At 68.6% G+C, this 17,640-nt stretch carries 14 protein-coding genes; 4 read left to right on the top strand and 10 right to left on the bottom strand.

Annotated elements, in window-relative coordinates; all coding sequences use genetic code 11:
* The first annotated feature begins 245 nt into the window (after positions 1-245).
* The 3 genes from ACTJI4_RS03635 (at position 246) to ACTJI4_RS03625 (ending at position 3,655) form a co-directional block, all read left to right on the top strand.
* A complete protein-coding gene (locus ACTJI4_RS03635) occupies positions 246-1,916 on the top strand; it encodes an ankyrin repeat domain-containing protein (protein WP_440868530.1) in 1,671 nt (556 codons plus the stop codon).
* A 113-nt stretch (positions 1,917-2,029) separates the two neighbouring features.
* Positions 2,030-2,845 (top strand): S1/P1 nuclease, encoded by an 816-nt coding sequence (locus ACTJI4_RS03630; RefSeq protein WP_392917801.1) that lies wholly within the window; start codon positions 2,030-2,032, stop codon positions 2,843-2,845.
* 9 nt (positions 2,846-2,854) lie between these two features.
* A complete protein-coding gene (locus ACTJI4_RS03625; protein WP_440868529.1) occupies positions 2,855-3,655 on the top strand; it encodes an MBL fold metallo-hydrolase in 801 nt (266 codons plus the stop codon).
* A 20-nt stretch (positions 3,656-3,675) separates the two neighbouring features.
* Here the strand turns inward: ACTJI4_RS03625 and ACTJI4_RS03620 are convergent, their stop codons facing one another.
* The 3 genes from ACTJI4_RS03620 to ACTJI4_RS03610 are packed head-to-tail and all read right to left on the bottom strand — an operon-like array spanning position 3,676 to position 5,832.
* Positions 3,676-4,230 (bottom strand): hypothetical protein, encoded by a 555-nt coding sequence (locus ACTJI4_RS03620; protein ID WP_440868629.1) that lies wholly within the window; start codon positions 4,228-4,230, stop codon positions 3,676-3,678.
* 5 nt (positions 4,231-4,235) lie between these two features.
* Complete coding sequence (locus tag ACTJI4_RS03615) at positions 4,236-5,474, bottom strand: M56 family metallopeptidase (protein WP_440868528.1); 1,239 nt, start codon at positions 5,472-5,474, stop codon at positions 4,236-4,238.
* On the bottom strand, positions 5,467-5,832 hold the full coding sequence (locus ACTJI4_RS03610; protein WP_392917810.1) for a BlaI/MecI/CopY family transcriptional regulator: 366 nt from the start codon (positions 5,830-5,832) through the stop codon (positions 5,467-5,469). The genes ACTJI4_RS03615 and ACTJI4_RS03610 overlap by 8 nt, the downstream gene beginning before the upstream one ends.
* 126 nt (positions 5,833-5,958) lie before the next feature.
* Between ACTJI4_RS03610 and ACTJI4_RS03605 the strand changes: the two genes are divergently transcribed.
* Positions 5,959-7,908, top strand: coding sequence for an acetyl-CoA hydrolase/transferase C-terminal domain-containing protein (locus ACTJI4_RS03605; protein ID WP_440868527.1), 1,950 nt, complete (start codon positions 5,959-5,961; stop codon positions 7,906-7,908).
* A gap of 279 nt (positions 7,909-8,187) precedes the next feature.
* On the opposite strand, the gene tkt is transcribed toward ACTJI4_RS03605, so the two are convergent.
* The 7 genes from tkt to ACTJI4_RS03570 all read right to left on the bottom strand — a co-directional run bounded on the left by tkt (position 8,188) and on the right by ACTJI4_RS03570 (position 17,634).
* Positions 8,188-10,197 carry a transketolase gene (gene tkt, locus ACTJI4_RS03600; RefSeq protein WP_440868526.1) on the bottom strand — a complete coding sequence of 670 codons (2,010 nt, stop codon included), beginning with the start codon at positions 10,195-10,197 and terminating at the stop codon, positions 8,188-8,190.
* A gap of 240 nt (positions 10,198-10,437) precedes the next feature.
* Positions 10,438-11,763: a dicarboxylate/amino acid:cation symporter gene (locus ACTJI4_RS03595; RefSeq protein WP_392917819.1), complete on the bottom strand. Its 1,326-nt coding sequence runs from the start codon at positions 11,761-11,763 to the stop codon at positions 10,438-10,440.
* 67 nt (positions 11,764-11,830) lie between these two features.
* Positions 11,831-13,519: a BatD family protein gene (locus tag ACTJI4_RS03590; RefSeq protein WP_440868525.1), complete on the bottom strand. Its 1,689-nt coding sequence runs from the start codon at positions 13,517-13,519 to the stop codon at positions 11,831-11,833.
* Positions 13,516-15,252 carry a tetratricopeptide repeat protein gene (locus ACTJI4_RS03585; protein WP_440868524.1) on the bottom strand — a complete coding sequence of 579 codons (1,737 nt, stop codon included), beginning with the start codon at positions 15,250-15,252 and terminating at the stop codon, positions 13,516-13,518. Before ACTJI4_RS03585 ends, ACTJI4_RS03590 begins: the two co-directional genes overlap by 4 nt.
* On the bottom strand, positions 15,249-16,253 hold the full coding sequence (locus ACTJI4_RS03580; protein WP_440868523.1) for a vWA domain-containing protein: 1,005 nt from the start codon (positions 16,251-16,253) through the stop codon (positions 15,249-15,251). The genes ACTJI4_RS03585 and ACTJI4_RS03580 overlap by 4 nt, the downstream gene beginning before the upstream one ends.
* A complete protein-coding gene (locus tag ACTJI4_RS03575) occupies positions 16,250-16,711 on the bottom strand; it encodes a DUF4381 domain-containing protein (RefSeq protein WP_440868522.1) in 462 nt (153 codons plus the stop codon). Before ACTJI4_RS03575 ends, ACTJI4_RS03580 begins: the two co-directional genes overlap by 4 nt.
* The gene (locus ACTJI4_RS03570; RefSeq protein WP_440868521.1) at positions 16,708-17,634 is read right to left on the bottom strand and encodes a DUF58 domain-containing protein; all 927 of its coding nucleotides are present in this window, start codon (positions 17,632-17,634) and stop codon (positions 16,708-16,710) included. The genes ACTJI4_RS03575 and ACTJI4_RS03570 overlap by 4 nt, the downstream gene beginning before the upstream one ends.
* Between the last annotated feature and the right edge of the window lie 6 nt (positions 17,635-17,640).

The following is a 17,640-nucleotide window of genomic DNA, read 5'->3' as shown; positions in this document are numbered from 1 at the left end:
CGATGAAGAAATCGGGTAGAGCAACTCGCGTCAATTCACGCGGTCAATCGACGTGACGTGACTGGCAAGGATTCATGGGCGATCCATGCACAACTGCAGAGCATGACTGGCCGCATCCGTCGGCCTACTGAAGGACTGCCATGTTCCCAACTCCGCTACAACCCGCCACTCCCGGCACCGCCCACATTACACCGCATCCCCTGCAGGAACCGCAGGCCCCGGCGCCCGCCGAAGGGGCCGGAAAGATGGCCAAGGCGAAAGACTTCCTTCTCAACGCCTGGAACCGGACAACGACTCTCCATGGCCAACCGTCATCCGAGGACCTGTTGATCGAGGAAGTCGCCAGCGCAAAGGCAACGCTGACGGTGCTGAGATTGGCGTACCTCACCACGGACGACCCAGACGCCCGCACACAGCAGCTGGCGCAGATGATGCGCCTGCAATCCCTGCTGCCCGAGCGCGAAAGGACACCATTGCCGGCCGAGCCGATGCCGGCACAGGCGCTGTCCACCCCCGCCACATCCCTGCCGGAGCCACGGTTGCAGGTCGTTCCTTGCGATCCAGCCCCACCTGCCCCCCCCACAGCGCACTCCACAACCCGCAACGCTGATCACGTGGGACGCTCCCTGGCCACGGCGGACGCTGTCTTTCCGGTCCAGGGCACTCGGTGCGTCCAACCCCGGTCTGCCGCATCCCATGATGCTGGCCCAATGGCCCTACGCGGCGGCGCGATCTTCAGCGATCTGTTGCAGGGAAACAGCAACGAAAGCGCCCTCACCCGCCTGGTGGGCACCGTGGGCGCCTGGTGCTCCAGCCACGTCAACATGGCCACCGAGAAGCTGCAGCGGAATATCGTGGCTCGGGACAACATCCGCAACACCCCGCAGCCGGACGCCTACACAAAGCTGGAATACCACTGCAACACGCACGCCACCAGATCCGCCTTGGGGCGCCTGAAGAGTTCCTCCAACGGCACGCATATCCGCACGCTGCTGCAGGGCGGGGACTACCACGGAAATCCCAATGCCGGCAGCTATGGGCCCGCCCATCTGGCCGTCTTTTCCGGGCACAACGATCGCCTGAAGATCCTGTTGGAGGAAAGCGTCGGCCTGATCAATGTGGACCAGATCTCCAAAGTATTCGAGGAAACCGCGCTTGGCGTTGCCGCACAATGCGGCAACCACCGTGGCGCGAAGCTGCTGCTCGGTTACGGCGCCACGCCGAAGACCGACGACTTCCAATGGCTTGCGGTGAGGAACGACCTGGGCATGTTCCAGATGTTGTACGAACACCTGAAGGCACCCGCGCACGCGACCCTCGGCCCGGCCCGCAAGGTGCCCAAGATCGATTTCCAGGCTGTGCTGGGAACTGCGGTCGTCCAAGGTTCGGTCGACGTTGCACGCTTCGTGCTTGAAAACGGAACCAGGCTGGATCCCAACGACAACGTGCTGTTGCAGTATGCAGCCCAGAAGGGCTTCGCCGAGATGGTGAGACTGCTGTTGCGTCACGCACCGGCCGGTTATGCCCAGCGCCTCGACCCGGTCACTCAGCGCTCGCCATTGGAAACAGCCCTGTACGCCGGGCAGGTGCAGACGTTTGCGGTACTGATGGCCGACCACGCCGACGCGGACATCCTTGCCAATGGCAGCGCCAACGTCGAGCAGGTGTGGCCGCTGCTGTCTCCGTTCGATAAGGAAAAGATCGCACCGTTGCGGAGCTTGCTGCGGACCTGGATGCTGCAGCGGGAGCACGGCACGCCGCCCGCAGTGATGGCGCCGCACGCGTCGAGGCTGGCCATCGCGGACGTGGCTGCCAACGATTCCGAAGCAGCTCGCCCGACACCGCCCGCATCATCAAGGCCCAGCGGCAAGGTGTTCCGGTTTGGGGACGCTTTCAGTCAGCCGATTGCGCTGTAGAGGCCAGCCGCTGGGCGCCAGAACCCGCGTTCTGTCGTGCCCGGCGGCTTCAACCGGCCAGGCGGCCAGATCAGGAAAACGTGCCCGGCAGACCGGGCCGCTACAATGCGGCGATGAAAATCGCCTCCCTGTTGTCTTCTTCCGCCCTGGTCCTGGCGCTCACCGTAGTGTCCACCGATGCCCTTGCCTGGGGCGCACAGGGCCACCGTCTGGTGGCCCGCATTGCCGAACCACGCCTGACCCCGCAGACCCGCGCCGAAGTAGCGCGGCTGCTGGCCAACGAACCCACCCCGACCCTGGCCGCCATCGCGCCGTGGGCCGACGAACTGCGGGCCAAGGATCCGGGACTGGGCAAGCGTTCGGCCGCCTGGCACTACGTGAACATCGGCGAGGACGATTGCCAGTACGAGGCTGAGCGCAATTGCCGCAATGGCAACTGCGTGGTGGAAGCGCTGAAGGCGCAGACCGCCATCCTCGGCGACCGCAGCCGTCCGGATGCCGAACGCGCGCAGGCGCTGAAGTTCGTCGTCCACTTCGTTGGCGACATCCATCAGCCGATGCACGCCGGCTACGGCCACGACAAGGGCGGCAATGACTTCCAGGTGCAGTACAACGGGCGCGGCACCAACCTGCATTCGCTGTGGGACAGCGGCATGCTGAACACGCTCAAGCTCGACGACGATGCGTACACCAGGCGCCTGTCCGCGCTGAAGGCGCCGAAGGTGGCCAAGCGCTCGGCGATCGCCACCGACGCCGTGCAGTGGGCCGAAGCCAGCTGCCGCATCGCCATTGCACCTGGCGTTTACCCCACCCGGCGTACGCTTGCCCCGGAGTACACCGCGACCTACCTGCCGGTGGCGGAAGCCGAGCTGCGCCTGGCCGGCGAACGTCTGGCGGTGCTGCTCAATGACACGTTGGGTAAACGCTGAGGTTTCACCATGTCACCGCACGTCGCCAGTTTCTTCCACCCGGGCAGCAACACCTTCAGTTACGTGGTGCATGACCCGGCCACCCGGCAGGCGGCAGTAATCGACCCGGTGCTGGATTACGACCTGGACACCGACGCGGTGGGTGCCGGGCCGTTGCAGCCGCTGCTGGCGCACGTGCGCGAGCATGCGCTGGAGGTGCGCTGGCTGCTGGAGACGCACGCGCATGCCGACCATGTCAGCGCCGGGCGCCGGCTGAAGCAGTCGTTCCCGCAGGCCACGCTGGCGATGGGCGGCGGAATCGTGGAGGTGCAGCGTACGTTCGCGCCACGCTATGGGCTGGATGGTCCTACCGACGGCTCGCAGTTCGATCATCTGTTCGTGGACGGCGAACGCTTCGCGGTGGGCGGGATCACGGCGGAAGTAATAGCGGTGCCAGGGCATACCAGCGACAGCATCGCCTACCGGATCGGCGATGCGCTGTTCACCGGTGATTCGCTGTTCATGCCCGATAGCGGTACGGCGCGCTGCGATTTCCCAGGGGGCGATGCGGCCCTGTTGTACCGCTCGATCCAGCGCCTGCTGGCGCTACCCGATGCGACCCGGGTATTCGTCTGCCACGACTACGGCCCGGGCGGGCGGGAAGTGGCCAACGAAACCACCATCGGCGAGCAGCGCGCGCGCAACATCCACCTGCATGACGGAGTGAGCGAAGCGGAGTTCGTGGCGACCCGGCAAGCGCGCGATGCTACGCTTGCCGAGCCGAGGTTGATGCACCCGTCGGTAAAGGCGAACATCCAGGGCGGGGCGTAGAAGCCAGGCAACGCGTGGTTTTATCGCGTCTTTACCGTGTGCTGGCCGTGCACGATCTCAAACGTGAAGGCGTAGAACAGGCTCACGGCTACCGGTTCCACCCGCTCGGCATCGCGACAGTCACTGCGGTCGGCCGGCGCATGACCCGCGGCGAAGTGGCACACGGCCGCAGGCGAGTAGCGCCACATTGCCACCGCTTCCTGTGCCGCCTCCACCAGCACCCGGTTTTCGGGCGCGGCGCCGGCCACACACTCACTGCGATCACTCACCGGCGCACTGCGTTCCACGGCACCGTCGGCGCTCACCACCACCTGCAGACAGACTGTGGTGGGCGGCAGCTCACGACGCGGATCGCGCTCCCCCAGCACCGGGTCCGGCGCCGCGTACAGCTGCGGCATGCGGTAGCCCTCGCTGGGCTTGAGCGTGTAAGCCTCCACCTGCCCGGCGCCGCCCGCCGCGGCGGGTCGCAGCCGCTGGTGGTCGACCGATTCGGCCCGTGAATCCACCGTGGTGACGCGGTCGTGGCCGGCGCAGCCCGCCACCCCCACCACGAGCGCAACCGCCGCAGGCAGCAGCCACCTCACTGGCCGGTCACCGTTTCACTCAGGGCGAAGTTCACTGGAATGCGGACTGCGGCCGCCACGGCTTTGCCATCCCTCATCGCCGGACGGTAGGTCCACTGCCGCGCTGCGGCGATCGATACCGCGTCGAACACGCCCGGGTTGGTTGCACTGAGCACGCGCACATCGCTGACCCTGCCCTGCGCGTCCACATCCACGCGCAGCACCACTTCGCCGCTCTGGTTGTTCTCGAAGGCGCTGGCGGGGTAGCTCGGCGGCGGCATCCTGTCGATCGTCACCGGGCGCTCCAGCCCTGCCTTGGCCGCGTCTTCCTGCGCGAACTGGAACGGTTCGGCACTGATCGCCGGGCTGCCGCCGCTGCCGGCCTGACTGGCCCAGGCGACCGCGCCCAGCCCCATGCACAGCCCCACCACCAATACCTGGCCGGTCACCCACGGCAACGCCCTGCGCTTGTGTTCCTTCATCATGGCAATTCGCTCCTTCAACATCGGTTGGCTGCGCCAGTGGCACGCCATGGGCGCAACCGGGTGGACCAACTGCGCCTTCAGCAGCGCGTTGGCGTACAGCCGGCGCGAGGCCGGATGCGGGTCGACCGTGCGTGCGTCGCAGGCCAGCTCCTGGTCACGCAGGAAGCGGCGCGAGGCCCACGGCAACAACGGATGGAACCAGAACAGGCAGCGCAGCAGCGCCAGCGCGGCATTGGCCCAGTGATCGCCATGACGGCGGTGCTGGCATTCGTGCTGCAGGATCAGCGCGCGTTCGGCCGCACTGAAGCGCAGATCGAAATCCGGGCCGACCACCACGCGTGGTGACCACAGGCCCACCAGGGCCGGCAGGCCGGGATCGGCGCTGGCCTGCCAGCTGCCATCGCCGCGGGGCTGCAGCGTGCCCATGCCACGTTCGAAGCGGCGCTGGCCACGCCACTGGAGGATGCCGACCAGCAGTGCACCGGCCGCCCACAGCGCGACCAGCAGCGCCGGCCACAGCACCGCGTCGGCCGGCAGCACCGGCGCACGCAGCGCGGCCCCCAGCGCGTGCACCGGCGTGGCCTCGACGAGTGGCACGCGGGGCAGTGGCAAAAGCGGTGCCAGCATCACCAGCGGCAGCAGCCACCAGCTGCGGTACACCAGCGGTGCGCCGCCCAGCCGGCGCAGCAGCGGGCGCAGCGCGGCCAGCAGCACCACGGCGATCGACACCCACATGCTTGCCAGCAGCACTCCCTGCAGCAGCTCAGTCATGGTCCAGCTCCTGGATCAGCTTCTTCAGTTCGGCGATGTCCTGCGCGCTCAACTCGCCGCGTTCGCTGAAATGCGCCACCAGCGGCGCGACCCGGCCGGCGAACAGTTTGTCCAGCATCCCGCTGCTCTGCTCGGCCACCCAGGCCTGGCGCTGCAGCACCGGCGAGTACAGATAGCGGCGGCCATCACGGCTGGCGCTGATCGCGCCCTTGGTCAGCAGGCGGTTGAGCAGGGTCTTGATGGTGGGCTCGGCCCAGTCGCGATCGGCCAGCGCGGCCACCACCTCATCGGCGCCCTGCGGGTGCCGGTTCCAGAGCACTTCCATGACAACGGCTTCGGCTTCGCTGATCTGGCTCATCATTTACACCTGTAATCGACGATCCAATTACGCGCGTAATCTTTCGCGCTGTCAACCCCCCGTGTCACGGGTCCGTTCAAGCCGGAAGTGCTGTAATGAAAAACAGACTTCGCAGGAACGCGCCGCATGACCGAGCATCTCACCGACCTGGACGCTGCAACCGACTGGCTGCTGCAGCGTGTCGACGGGCCGCTGCGCATCGGCGCACCGCTGGCGCTGGGCAAGCCGCACCGGCTGCTCAACGCGCTGTATGCGCGGATCGAGAACGACCCCTCGCGTCCGCTGCAGATCTACACCGCGCTGTCGTTGAACCCGCCCAAGGCCGGTGGCGGGCTGGAGGCGCGCTTCATGGCGCCGTTCGCGGCGCGCCATTTCGGCGAGGATTTCCCGCGCCTGGCCTACGCCGATGCGATGGTGCGCGACCGCCTGCCCGACCACGTGCAGGTGGAGGAGTTCTACATGCAGTCCGGCGCGCTGCTCGGTTCATCGCAGGCGCAGCGCGGCTACACCAGCCTCAACTACACCCATGCCGCCGATGCGGTGGCGCAGCGCGCGCCGCACGCGATCGTGCAGAAGGTCGCGATGCGGCCCGACGACCGCCGTCTGTCGCTGTCGTGCAACAACGACATCACCCAGGACACCATCGACGCGATGCTGGCGCGTGGCCTGCCGCGCCCGCTGCTGATTGCCGAGATCGACCCGCAGCTGCCCTACCTGGGCGGCTCGGCCACGGTGGATGTGTCCTTCTTCGACCTGGTGATCACCCCGCCGGCGCCCTATCCGGAGCTGTTCGGACTGCCGCGCCAGCCGGTCAGCGACGCCGACTACGCCATCGGCCTGTATGCCAGCGCGCTGGTCCGCGATGGTGGCACGCTGCAGATCGGCATCGGCACGCTGGCCGATGCGATCAGCCACGCGCTGGTGCTGCGGCATACGGACAACGCCCGCTACCGGCAGATCCTGCACGCGCTGGACCCGACCCTGGCCAGCCATCCGACGGTGCTGGCGTGTGGCGGCCTGGAACCGTTCGAGGTGGGCCTGTACGGCTGCAGCGAGATGCTCAATGAGGGTTTCCGCCGGCTGGTGCAGACCGGGGTGATCCGACGCAAGGTGCACGATGACCTGGCGTTGATGGAACGCATCGAAAGCGGCAGCACGCTGACCATCGACCACGCCACGCTGGAGGCCGAAGGCGAGTACCTGCATGGCGCGTTCTACCTGGGCTCGCCGGAGTTCTACCAGTGGCTGCGCGACCTGCCGGAAGACGAATCCCGCGCGATCGGCATGCGCCGGATCAGCGAGATCAACCAGTTGTATGGCGGCAACGAGGCACTGGAACGGCTGCAGCGCCGGCATGCGCGTTTCTTCAACTCCTGCATGATGGCCACCGCGCTGGGGGCGGCGGTGTCCGATGCGCTGGAAGATGGCCGCGTGGTGTCGGGGGTGGGCGGACAGTACAACTTCGTGGCGATGGCGCACGCACTGCCCGAAGCGCGCAGCGCCCTGATGTTCCGCGCGGTGCGCGAGGACAAGGGCACGCTGCAGTCCAACGTGCGCTGGAATTACGGGCACACCACCATTCCGCGCCACCTGCGCGATATCTACATCAACGAATACGGCATCGCCGACCTGCGCAACCTCACCGACGAGGACTGTGTGATCGGCATGGCGGCGATCACCGATGCGGCGTTCCAGGGCAACCTGCTGCAGACGGCGAAGGCCTCGAAGAAACTGGCCACCGGTTTCGTCGCGCCCGAACATTGGGCACGGCGCAATACGGCCGCCGCGGTGAGCGCATCGCTGGCGCCGTTCCGCCAGTCCGGCGCCCTGCCCGACTATCCGCTGGGCAGCGATTTCACCGAAGTGGAGCAGCACCTGGTCAAGGCATTGGGCTGGCTGAAGCAGAACACCCAGACGCGCGGCGCGAAGCTGCGCACGCTGCTGGCCGCGTTCACCCAGCCGGCCGGCGATGGGGACGTGGTGTACCTGCAGCGGATGGGGTTGGATGCCCCGAACACGTTCGGCGAAAAGGTGGAAGCACGCCTGGTCCGCCTCGGATTGGCGCGCACCGCATAAGGCTGAACGAGTGGCCCGGCATTGAAGCGGCGCGCATCGCGCGCCGGTAGAGTCGGTTCCCAAACGACTGCCGATGGCCCTGCAACATCCGGTAACGCATGACCTGAAACGAAGGCGCGTTTCCGTTCGAAGGTCATGCGTCCCAGCAACGCCCCCCGTGTCGGCAGTCGTTCGGGAACCGACTCTACCCGCGACAGCATCTGCATCGCCTTCGCGTCCAAATGAAAACGGCGCTTCCGTTCCGGGAAGCGCCGTTCGCACTACGTTGGTTGCTGGCCCTTAGTTGGCCAGCTGCGCCTTCGCGGCGGCGACGACGGCATCGGAGGTGATGCCGAAGTGCTTGTAGAGCGCCTCGGCCGGCGCCGATGCACCGAAGGTGTCGATACCGATCACCGCACCGTCCAGGCCCACGTACTGGCGCCAGAAACCTGTGACGCCGGCTTCGACCGCCACGCGGTTGCGCACCGCGTTGGGCAGCACCGATTCACGGTAGGCCGCGTCCTGGCGCTCGAACACGTCGGTGGACGGCATCGAGACCACGCGGGTCTTGATCCCGGCCGCGTCGAGTTCGGCCTTGGCGGCCACGGCCAGGCCCACTTCCGAACCGGTACCGATCAGGATCACGTCCGGCACGCCGCCTTCGGCATCGGCCAGCACGTAACCGCCCCGGGCGATCTGCGCCACCTGGTCGGCGCTGCGCGGCTGGTGCGGCAGGTTCTGGCGGCTGAACACCAGGCAGCTCGGGCCATCCTGGCGGGTGATCGCGGCCTTCCAGCTGACCGCCGATTCAACCGCATCGCACGGGCGCCACACATCGTTGTTCGGGATGTAGCGCAACGAGGCCAGGTGTTCCACCGGCTGGTGGGTCGGGCCGTCTTCGCCCAGGCCGATCGAGTCATGGGTGTACACGTGGATGGCGTGAGCCGGGATCAGCGCGCTCATGCGCACGCCGTTGCGGGCGTAGTCGCTGAACACCAGGAAGGTGGCGTCGAACGGAATGAAGCCACCGTGCAGGGCCAGGCCATTGGCGATCGCGGTCATGCCGAACTCGCGCACGCCGTAGTACACATAGTTGGCGTTCGGGTCGTCAGTGGCGACCGACTTGCTGGCCTTCCACAGGGTCAGGTTGGAGTGCGCCAGATCGGCCGAACCGCCCACCAGTTCCGGCAGCAGCGGCGCGAAGGCTTCGATGGCCAGCTGCGAGGCCTTGCGCGAGGCAATGGTCTGGCCTTCGGCCTGCACCTGAGCGATGTAGGCATCGGCCTTGGCGACGAAATCGGCCGGCAGCTCGCCATGCGAACGGCGGGTCAGTTCTTCGGCTTCGGCCGGGAACTGCGCGGCGTACTTGTCGAACTGCTGTTCCCACTCGGCCTGGCGCAGGGTGCCGGTACCGCCGGCACGCCAGCCGGCGTAGATCTCTTCCGGGATCTCGAACGGGCCGTAGTTCCAGCCCAGCTGCTTGCGGGTGGCTTCCAGCTCATCCTTGCCCAGCGGTGCGCCGTGGCTGGATTCCTTGCCGGCCTTGCCCGGCGAACCGAACCCGATGGTGGTGCGGCAGCAGATCAGGGTCGGCTTGTCGGACTGCGACAGCGCGTTCTCGATGGCGGCCTTGATGCTTTCCGGGTCGTGGCCATCGACGCCGCGCACCACGTTCCAGCCATAGGCCTCGAAACGCTCGGGGGTGTTGTCGGTGAACCAGCCGGCGGTGTTGCCGTCGATGGAGATGTGGTTGTCATCCCAGAAGCAGACCAGCTTGCCCAAGCCCCAGGTACCGGCCAGCGAGGCGGCTTCGTGCGACACGCCTTCCATCAGGCAGCCGTCGCCGAGGAACACCCAGGTGCGGTGGTCGACGATCTCGTGCTCGGGGCGGTTGTAGCGCTGGGCCAGCAGCTTTTCGGCCAGCGCGAAGCCCACGGCATTGGCCAGGCCCTGGCCGAGCGGACCGGTGGTGGTTTCCACTCCGGGGGTTTCATGATGTTCCGGGTGGCCGGCGGTCTTGCTGCCCAGCTGACGGAACTGCTTGAGCTGTTCGATCGGCAGGTCGTAGCCGCTCAGGTGCAGCAGCGCGTACTGCAGCATCGAGCCGTGGCCGTTGGACAGCACGAAGCGGTCGCGGTTGAACCACTTCGGGTTGTTCGGGTTGTGACGGAGATAGTCGTTCCAGAGGACTTCGGCGATATCTGCCATGCCCATCGGCATGCCGGGATGCCCGGACTTGGCGGTTTCGACCGCATCAGCGGCAAGGAAGCGGATGGCGTTGGCCAACTGGCGGCGGGTGGGCTGCGTCATGAGTCTGTCGGGTCGGGAGGCTCCCGCTTAATGCGGGCGAGATATTGTCGCAGCTCCAGCGCTGGCGCGCTTGCGCTGCGCCAACATCTGCCCCACGTTTCGCGATGCGAAACGCGGGCCCCGGGGCATGCCTCCTATCCCCGCGCCTGTCGGCGCGCCCCCTTAACACAAGGGGGCTACCTCACCAGACGGAATCCGCCCGGACCTTCACTTTCTTGAACGAACCCAGTATTGGCGCGGTCAGCTGCGCGGCACGACCGGCCCCGGAACCGGGCTTTCCTCGGTTTCGCCCTTGGCCACCAGGGTGGTCAGGGCCAGGTCGCCGGTGACATTGAGCGCGGTGCGGCACATGTCCAGGAAGTGGTTCACGCCGAGGATCAGGCCGATGCCCATCGGGTCCACGCCGACCATGGCGCAGATCATGGCCACCACGGGCAGCGAGCCGGACGGCACGCCGGCCGTGCCGATGCCGCCCAGGATGCAGACCACCATCACCATCAGCTGTTGGGTGATGCTCAGGTCCACGCCGAAGAACTGGGCCAGGAAGATCACCGTCACGCCTTCGAACAGCGCGGTGCCGTTCTGGTTGGCGGTGGCGCCCACGGTCAGCACGAAGCGCGAAACCTTCTGCGGCAGCCCCATCTGGTCGGCCACGCGCAGCGCGGTCGGCAGGGTGGCGTTGCTGGAGGCGGTGGAGAACGCCATCACCGTGGCCTCCTGGGTATCGCGGAAGAACGCCAGCGGCGACCGCCCCGACAGCCACACCGCCGCACCGTAGGTCACCACCATGTGCAGCGCCAGTGCCAGCACCACCACGCCCACGTAGGCACCCAGGCGGATCAGCAGGTCGAAGCCGAAGATCGCGGCCAGGTTGAACATGAAGCAGGCGACCGCGTAAGGCGCCAGGCGGATGACCAGGTTGATCAGGGTCATCGAGACTTCGAACACGCCTTCGATGACCTTGCGCAGCGGCGCGGTCTTTTCATCCGGCGACAGCACCATGCCGATGCCGAACATCAGCGCGAAGAACATCAGCGACAGGATCGCGCCGTTGCTGGAGGCGGCGGCCAGCACGTTGCTGGGCACGATCGACAGCAGCATGTCCATGCCCTTGGGCTGCTCGCCGATGTTGGCCACGATCTCACGGCTGCGCTCGACGTTTTCGTGCAGCAGCTGCTGGGCCATGGCCGGGTCCACGCCCACACCCGGCTTGAGCACGTTGACCAGCACCAGTCCCAGGCCGACCGCGATGCCCGACAGCAGCACGGTGTAGGCCAGGGTCTTCCAGCCGATCCGGCCGAGCGAGCGGATGTCGCCCATCTCCGAGACGCCCATCACCAGCGCCGAGAAGATCAGCGGCACGATCAGCATGAAGATCAGGTTGAGGAACAGCCCCGACAGCGGCGTGGTCAGGTAGGTCATCACCGCGCGGGCAGCATCGGGCAGCCAGGGAATGCCTGGCCCGACGGCGTGCACGATCAGCCCCAACAGCAGGCCAAGCCCGAAGCCAATGCCCATTTTCCAATGCAATGGCAGCTTCTGCCGGGTCGTTGCGGCCTCAGTCATGGAGCGGTGTTCCTTGAAAATTAGAGGAAGAGCTTAGCAAAGCCGGCCACCCCGGCCCGGTGGCCACTCAGCGATCCGAAGGATAGAGCGGCGCCAGTCCAGTATTTTCCGCGGTCTGCGGCGGCTGCCAGTGCGGTCCGTCATGGAAGGCGCGGCGCAGCGCCTGTCGCGCCTGGGTCGCATCGCCCCCGTCACGGCTCCAGCGCGCGGCCTGCATGTCGCGCAGCGCTTGCCGTTGCGCCGGGTCGGCCAGCCGCGCCAGCACGGCATCCAGGCCATGTACGCCGCCCAGCCGGCCCAGCATCGCGACGATCTCGTCCAGCCCTTCGTGGTCCAGGGCGCGGCGCAGCGCACTCCGGGACGGCATCTGCGCCGCGGTCACAGGCCCCACCACCGCATGGGAGGCGCCAGACGCTGCAGGCTGCCGGCGACGGCGCCATGCCCATGCCAGGGTCATCAGCCACAGCGCCGCAAAGGCCGCCGCTGCCCCGATCCAGCCCCACGGCCGGCCGGCTGCGGTGGCCACGGTGAGGGTGTCGGACGGCGCGACGGTGGTGCCGGGCAAGGGCGAGGTGGTATCCAGCGCTGTCGGCGGGGGCACCGTGCCCGGGGCGCCGGCGGCGACGGCCAGGCTCAGGTCGGGCAGCGTGGCGGTGCGTGGCTGGCTGCCGCGCACATCCCACCAGGCCATGCGCGGGCCCGGAATCACCAGGGTGCCGGGCTGGCGTGGCACCACCGAATAGCGGCGGGTCAGGGTCAGGCGCGGGGTGCTGCCGTTGAACGTCTCGTCATACTGCGGCGGCTCGGCGAACACCTGTGCGCCTGCGCCGGCATCCAGCGGCGGCAGTTCAGGGAACTGCGCGCGGGTGGCGCCATCGGCGACCGCTTCCACCACCACCGTGACCGCCTCGCCGGCACGGCCACGGGTGGGCGCGGCCGTGTAGCGCAGGCGCAGGTCGTGCAGTGGCAGCCACGGCTGCGGCGCGCCGTCGGGCTGCGCGCGCACCTGCAGGGTGCGATCGGGCGCGTTGGCGCGCAGGCGACCATCGCCGCCGAACAGGTCATCGAAGAAGCCGCCTGCACTGCGTCCGTTGAAGCGTGCACCGGGCAGCACCAGCGGACCGCTGCGTTCGGGAATGAGCAGGTAGCGGCGTTCAACCAGGTTGTATCGCCGTCCGTTGACCTCGCGCACCAGGCTGCGATCCTCGCCCACGCGCTGCATCGAGGCACCGTCCGGCGCATCCACACCCAGTTCGCCTGACAGCAGTTGGGAGGCGTAGTAAAGACGCACCACCACGCCCACGCTCTGCTGCACGTACGGGCTGGCGTCATCGACCTCCATTTCGACGAAGGCGGTGGCGTTGCCGGGCACGGCGGGCGTCGCGGCGGCACTGGCGGCCACGGTCAACTGCAAGGGCGCGGTCCGCGCCGCGCCCACCTGCAGCGCGGGAATGGTCAGCACGCCACTGCGCCGCGGGCTGAGCGCCACGCCGTACAGCGAGCGCGACTGCATCGCGCCCTGGCTCCACTGCACCTGGCGGCTGCTGGTCTGGCCGCTGAGCTCGAAATCGGCCTGCAGCGGCGCGTAATCCGGTGCGCCGGCATCGGTCTCGATGTTGAGCGTGACCGTGTCGGTGTCGCTGATCGCCTGCCGGTCCAGCCACGCGCGGGGCTGGGCCTGGACCAGGCTGCTCACGCCCAGCAGCAGCCAGCCGCAGGCGCGCCACCAACGTCGCGTGGAAGGTGCTGCGCTCATTGTCCGTCCCGTTTCCTGCGTTCGCTTTCCAGTTGGAATTTCTGCCGCAGCAGATTGCCCGGTTCATCAGGCACCCGCCGCATCCACGCCTCGACCGCCTGGCGCTGTTCGCGCTGCTGCGGCGTTTCGTTCGACTCGCGGCGCTGCGCCGGGGTTTTGCCCGCACCGGCCTGCTGTTTTTCCAGCGCCTGCCGCATGCGCTCGCGCTGGGCCGCATCGGCACGCGCCTGTTCGGCCGGGTCGGGCTTGCCCGGATCGCGATCCTGCGGCGGCGTGCCCTGCCCCGGCTTGGGCTGGCCCTGCTCGCCCTGCGAGGAGGGATCCTGCTTCTGTTGTTGTTGCTGTTGTTGTTGTTGTTGCTGTTGTTGCTGCGGCTGCGGCGACGGCTTCTGCTGTTGTTGCTGCGGTTGCTGCCCGCCCCCCGGTGGCGGCTTGCGCTTGCGCGCGGCCTCCACGGCGGCACGGTTGGCTACCGCATCAGGCATGCCCGGGCGCAGGGCCAGCGCCTGGTCGTAGGCAGCAATCGCGGCGTCGTACTGACCCTGGCGGGCCAGCGCGTTGCCCAGGTTGTAGCGGGCCTCGGCGTCGTTCACGCCCTCGAACTGCTGCTGCGCTGCCTGGAAATCGCCGCGCCGGTAAGCATCCACCCCCTCCGCCACGCGCTGCTGGTCGCGCTGGTCGGCACGCTGCCACCAGTTGCGTTCGGCGGCCTGCGCGGGCGCGGGCATGGCCAGCGGCAGCATCACGCACAGCAGGGCCACGGCCACCACGCCACGGCGACGGAAGGCCCACAGCGACAGCAGCATCAACGGTGGCAGCAGCCAGAAGCCTTCATCGCGCCAGGCCAGGCCTTCGCCTTTACGGCTTTCCTGCCCGCCGGTGCTCGTGCGTGGGGTCAGCACACCCAGTGACTTCAGGTCGCCCTCATCGTCGGCCACCGGCGCATAGCGACCACCGCCGGCATCGGCCACCGCGCGCAGGGTGTCCGGCTCCAGCTGCGCGCGCGCGATCTGGCCATCGCCGCTGCGGTACGCCGCACCCGCTGCGGTACCCAACCCGAGTACCGAGACGTGGATGTTCTGCGCCTTGGCCGCTGCGGCCGCGGCACGTGCGGCGTCATCGGCACGGTCGGTCAGCAGCAGGATGTCGCCGCCCTTGGCGCCGGACTGCTGCAGCAACAGCACCGCCGCTTCAATCGCACGGTCGGCGCGTTGGCCGTCGCGTGGCATCACATCCGGGGCCAGCGCGTCCAGGTACAACGCCACGTTGGCGGCGTCGCCGGTCAGCGGCGCAACGGTGAACGCATCGTCGGCGTAGACCAGTAACGCCACCTCACCGCCGCTGCGCTCGCGCAGCAGTGTGGCCAGCTTGGCCCGCGCCTGCAGCAGGCGTGAGGGTGGCAGGTCGGTGGCGGTAGTGCGCGAGGACAGGTCCAGCGCTACCACCAGCGGCGCCGGCGCCTGCCACAGCGGCTGCGGCACTTGTCGCCAGCCAGGGCCGGCCAGGGCCACCACGGCCAGGGTCCAGCCCAGCAACAGCAGCGCCAGCCCGCTCCACGCACGGCGCCCACCCGCCACCAGCAGGTGCGGCAGCAGGTGCGCATCCACATTCTGACGCCAGACGCTGCCGCGACGGCGGCGCCAGGTCCAGAGCAGCGCGATCAGCGGCAGCGCGGCCAGCGCCCAGAGCAACGCAGGGCGTGCCAGATGCACGTGGGTGATCAGCGTGTTCATGCCCAACGCCTCGGCAGCAGCCAGCCCAGCCCACCCAGCAGCATGGCCAGCGCCAGCGGCCACGCATAGCGTTCGATATACGGACGTACCGCCGCGCCTGCGGCGGTGATCGGCTCCAGCCGGTCCAGCTCGGCATAGATGCCGGCCAGTTCGTCGGTGTTGCGCGCGCGGAACGCACGGCCGCCGGTGAGGTCGGCAATGCGGCGCAGCGTGGCCTCGTCCACCGGATCGTCGCCGGCGGCAATCTGCACGCCGAACAGGCTCATGCCACCGTCCCCGCCGAAGGCCACCGGATACACGCGCACGCCCTCGGCCTTGGCCAGTTCGGCCGCGCGCAGCGGCTGCAGCACGCCGGCGTTGCTGACGCCGTCGGTCAGCAGGATCAGCACGCGTTGGCCTTCAGGCTGTTCGCGCAGGCGCTTGACCGCCAGTGCGATGGCATCGCCGATGGCGGTGTCGCGGCCGGCCAGGCCGACTTCGCTGTCGGTGAGCTGGTTGCGCACCGTGGTGAGGTCGGCGGTGATAGGCGTCAGCGTATAGGCGCGTTCGCCGAAGATGAGCAGCCCCACCCGATCGCCGGCGCGGCGGTCGAGGAAATCGGCCAGTACCGCCTTCGCTGCGGAAAGACGCTGCACGACCTGGTTGCCCAGCATCATGTCGGGCTCGCTCATGCTGCCGGAGACGTCCACGGCGAGCATCATCTGCCGGCCCTGCTGCGGCGGGGTGACCGGCTCGCCCAGTTGCTGCGGTCTGGCCATGGCCACGCACAGGCAGGCCCAGGCCAGCCACAGCAGGAGCCGGCCGACGCGCCATGCGCCAGTGCCGGTGGCCTGGCCCAGCGCGGCCAGGGTGCCGGCGGCATAGGGCACGCGCAGCGCAGGGGCCACTGCGTTCCGGCGCGGCCACCAGCGCATCAGCCAGGGCAGCGGCAGGGCCAGCAATGCCCACGGCCAGGCCAGCGCATCCAGCCACGGCAGCACGGAAGACAGGCCCGGGATCATCGGCCGCGCCTGCTGATCAGGTCGAGGAATCGCGCGCGCGCGAGGTCGCGCACACGCTGTACGGCGGCCGCGTCGAGGCTGCGGCGGTAGCCACCGTCGAGCAGCAGGCGTCCATCGCCGTCGGAGAAGGCGCGGCTGCCGGGGGCATCGAGGAATTCCAGCCAGGCCTGGCCCTGCAGCAGTTCCGCGCCCGCTTGGTGGCGGCGCGCGGCGCGGCGCAGCAGCTCGGCCATCGTTGCGACCTGGGCGCTGCCGCTGTCTGCGGCATCCACAGCGGTGTCGAACACCTGAAGCCAGCGGCGCTGCTGGCGCCGTCGGTGCGCGCGCCACGCCCACGCCAGCAACACGACCAGCGCCAGCGCCGCCAGCACCACCCACCAGCCCAGCGGCAACGGCCACCAGGACGGAGTGGGCGGCAGATGCACGTCGCGCAGCGGGAGCGAGGCGGCTGCGCTCATGCGACCACCGCCGACGGCAGCGGACCCAGCCAGCAGTCGCTGGCGTCATCGGTACTCACCACGTGCACCTGGATGCGACGCGCGCCGAGGCTGCGCTGCAGCGTTTCCAGCGGTTCAACGAAGCGGGCGTGCCAGTGTTCGCGCACGGCGCTGTCATGCAGATCCAGCACTACCTGCCGGCCCTGCGACAGGAACGGCAGCACGCCATCCGGCGGCGCCAGCTCCAGCGGATCGGCCAGCAGCATCAACTGCACTTCATGGTGCATGGCCAGCGCGGTCCAGCGCGGAACATCAATGGCGGCCGCGCGGGCCGGGTCGGCCAGCACTACCACGCGCGCGCCGGGGCGCAGCACGCGTGCGGCTTGTTGCAATGCATTATCCAGGCCGGCGTCGTCGGGCGGTGGTGCGGCGTACCAGCGGGTCAGCGCATCCAACACGCGCAGCACGCCACGCGTGCCGCCGGCCGGTGGGATCGGCGCTTCGGTGCGGCTGCCGCGCAGTGCGGACAGGCGGTCGCCCTGGCGCTGTGCCAACCACGCCGCGACGGCGCCGACTCGTGCGGCCTGCACCGACTTGAAGCGCACCCGCGTTCCGAAATACAGCACCGGGTCGGTGTCGGCGACAAGCAGCGTCTGGCGCTCGCGTTCGGCCTGGAACAGCTTGGTATGCGCGCGTCCGGTGCGGGCAGTCACCCGCCAGTCGATGTGCCGCGCGTCATCGCCGGCGACGTACTCGCGCGATTCTGCGTATTCCATGCCGCGCCCGCGCATTGGCGACGGCGCCTGCCCGGCATGCGCCAGCCGCCCCCGTCGCGCCGGTGCCAGCCGGTGCGCGCTGCGCCGCAGCGCGACCAGCTCGGCCAGGGTCGGCTGCACGCCGTTGCCCGCCAACGCAGTGGCAGCAGTGTCATCCGTAGCGGTCATGCCGGT

Origin of the sequence: Stenotrophomonas sp. 22385, assembly GCF_052045085.1 — a bacterium.
In the GTDB taxonomy this organism is placed as follows: domain Bacteria; phylum Pseudomonadota; class Gammaproteobacteria; order Xanthomonadales; family Xanthomonadaceae; genus Stenotrophomonas.
This window is presented reverse-complemented; position numbering and strand designations above follow the sequence as displayed.

Coding starts and splice junctions, on each gene's coding strand:
- ACTJI4_RS03635 (WP_440868530.1), top strand. CDS start 246: ATGGCCAAGGCGAAAGACTTCCTTCTCAACGCCTGGAACCGGACAACG.
- ACTJI4_RS03630 (WP_392917801.1), top strand. CDS start 2,030: ATGAAAATCGCCTCCCTGTTGTCTTCTTCCGCCCTGGTCCTGGCGCTC.
- ACTJI4_RS03625 (WP_440868529.1), top strand. CDS start 2,855: ATGTCACCGCACGTCGCCAGTTTCTTCCACCCGGGCAGCAACACCTTC.
- ACTJI4_RS03615 (WP_440868528.1), bottom strand. CDS start 5,474: ATGACTGAGCTGCTGCAGGGAGTGCTGCTGGCAAGCATGTGGGTGTCG.
- ACTJI4_RS03610 (WP_392917810.1), bottom strand. CDS start 5,832: ATGAGCCAGATCAGCGAAGCCGAAGCCGTTGTCATGGAAGTGCTCTGG.
- ACTJI4_RS03605 (WP_440868527.1), top strand. CDS start 5,959: ATGACCGAGCATCTCACCGACCTGGACGCTGCAACCGACTGGCTGCTG.
- tkt (WP_440868526.1), bottom strand. CDS start 10,197: ATGACGCAGCCCACCCGCCGCCAGTTGGCCAACGCCATCCGCTTCCTT.
- ACTJI4_RS03595 (WP_392917819.1), bottom strand. CDS start 11,763: ATGACTGAGGCCGCAACGACCCGGCAGAAGCTGCCATTGCATTGGAAA.
- ACTJI4_RS03590 (WP_440868525.1), bottom strand. CDS start 13,519: ATGAGCGCAGCACCTTCCACGCGACGTTGGTGGCGCGCCTGCGGCTGG.
- ACTJI4_RS03585 (WP_440868524.1), bottom strand. CDS start 15,252: ATGAACACGCTGATCACCCACGTGCATCTGGCACGCCCTGCGTTGCTC.
- ACTJI4_RS03580 (WP_440868523.1), bottom strand. CDS start 16,253: ATGATCCCGGGCCTGTCTTCCGTGCTGCCGTGGCTGGATGCGCTGGCC.
- ACTJI4_RS03575 (WP_440868522.1), bottom strand. CDS start 16,711: ATGAGCGCAGCCGCCTCGCTCCCGCTGCGCGACGTGCATCTGCCGCCC.
- ACTJI4_RS03570 (WP_440868521.1), bottom strand. CDS start 17,634: ATGACCGCTACGGATGACACTGCTGCCACTGCGTTGGCGGGCAACGGC.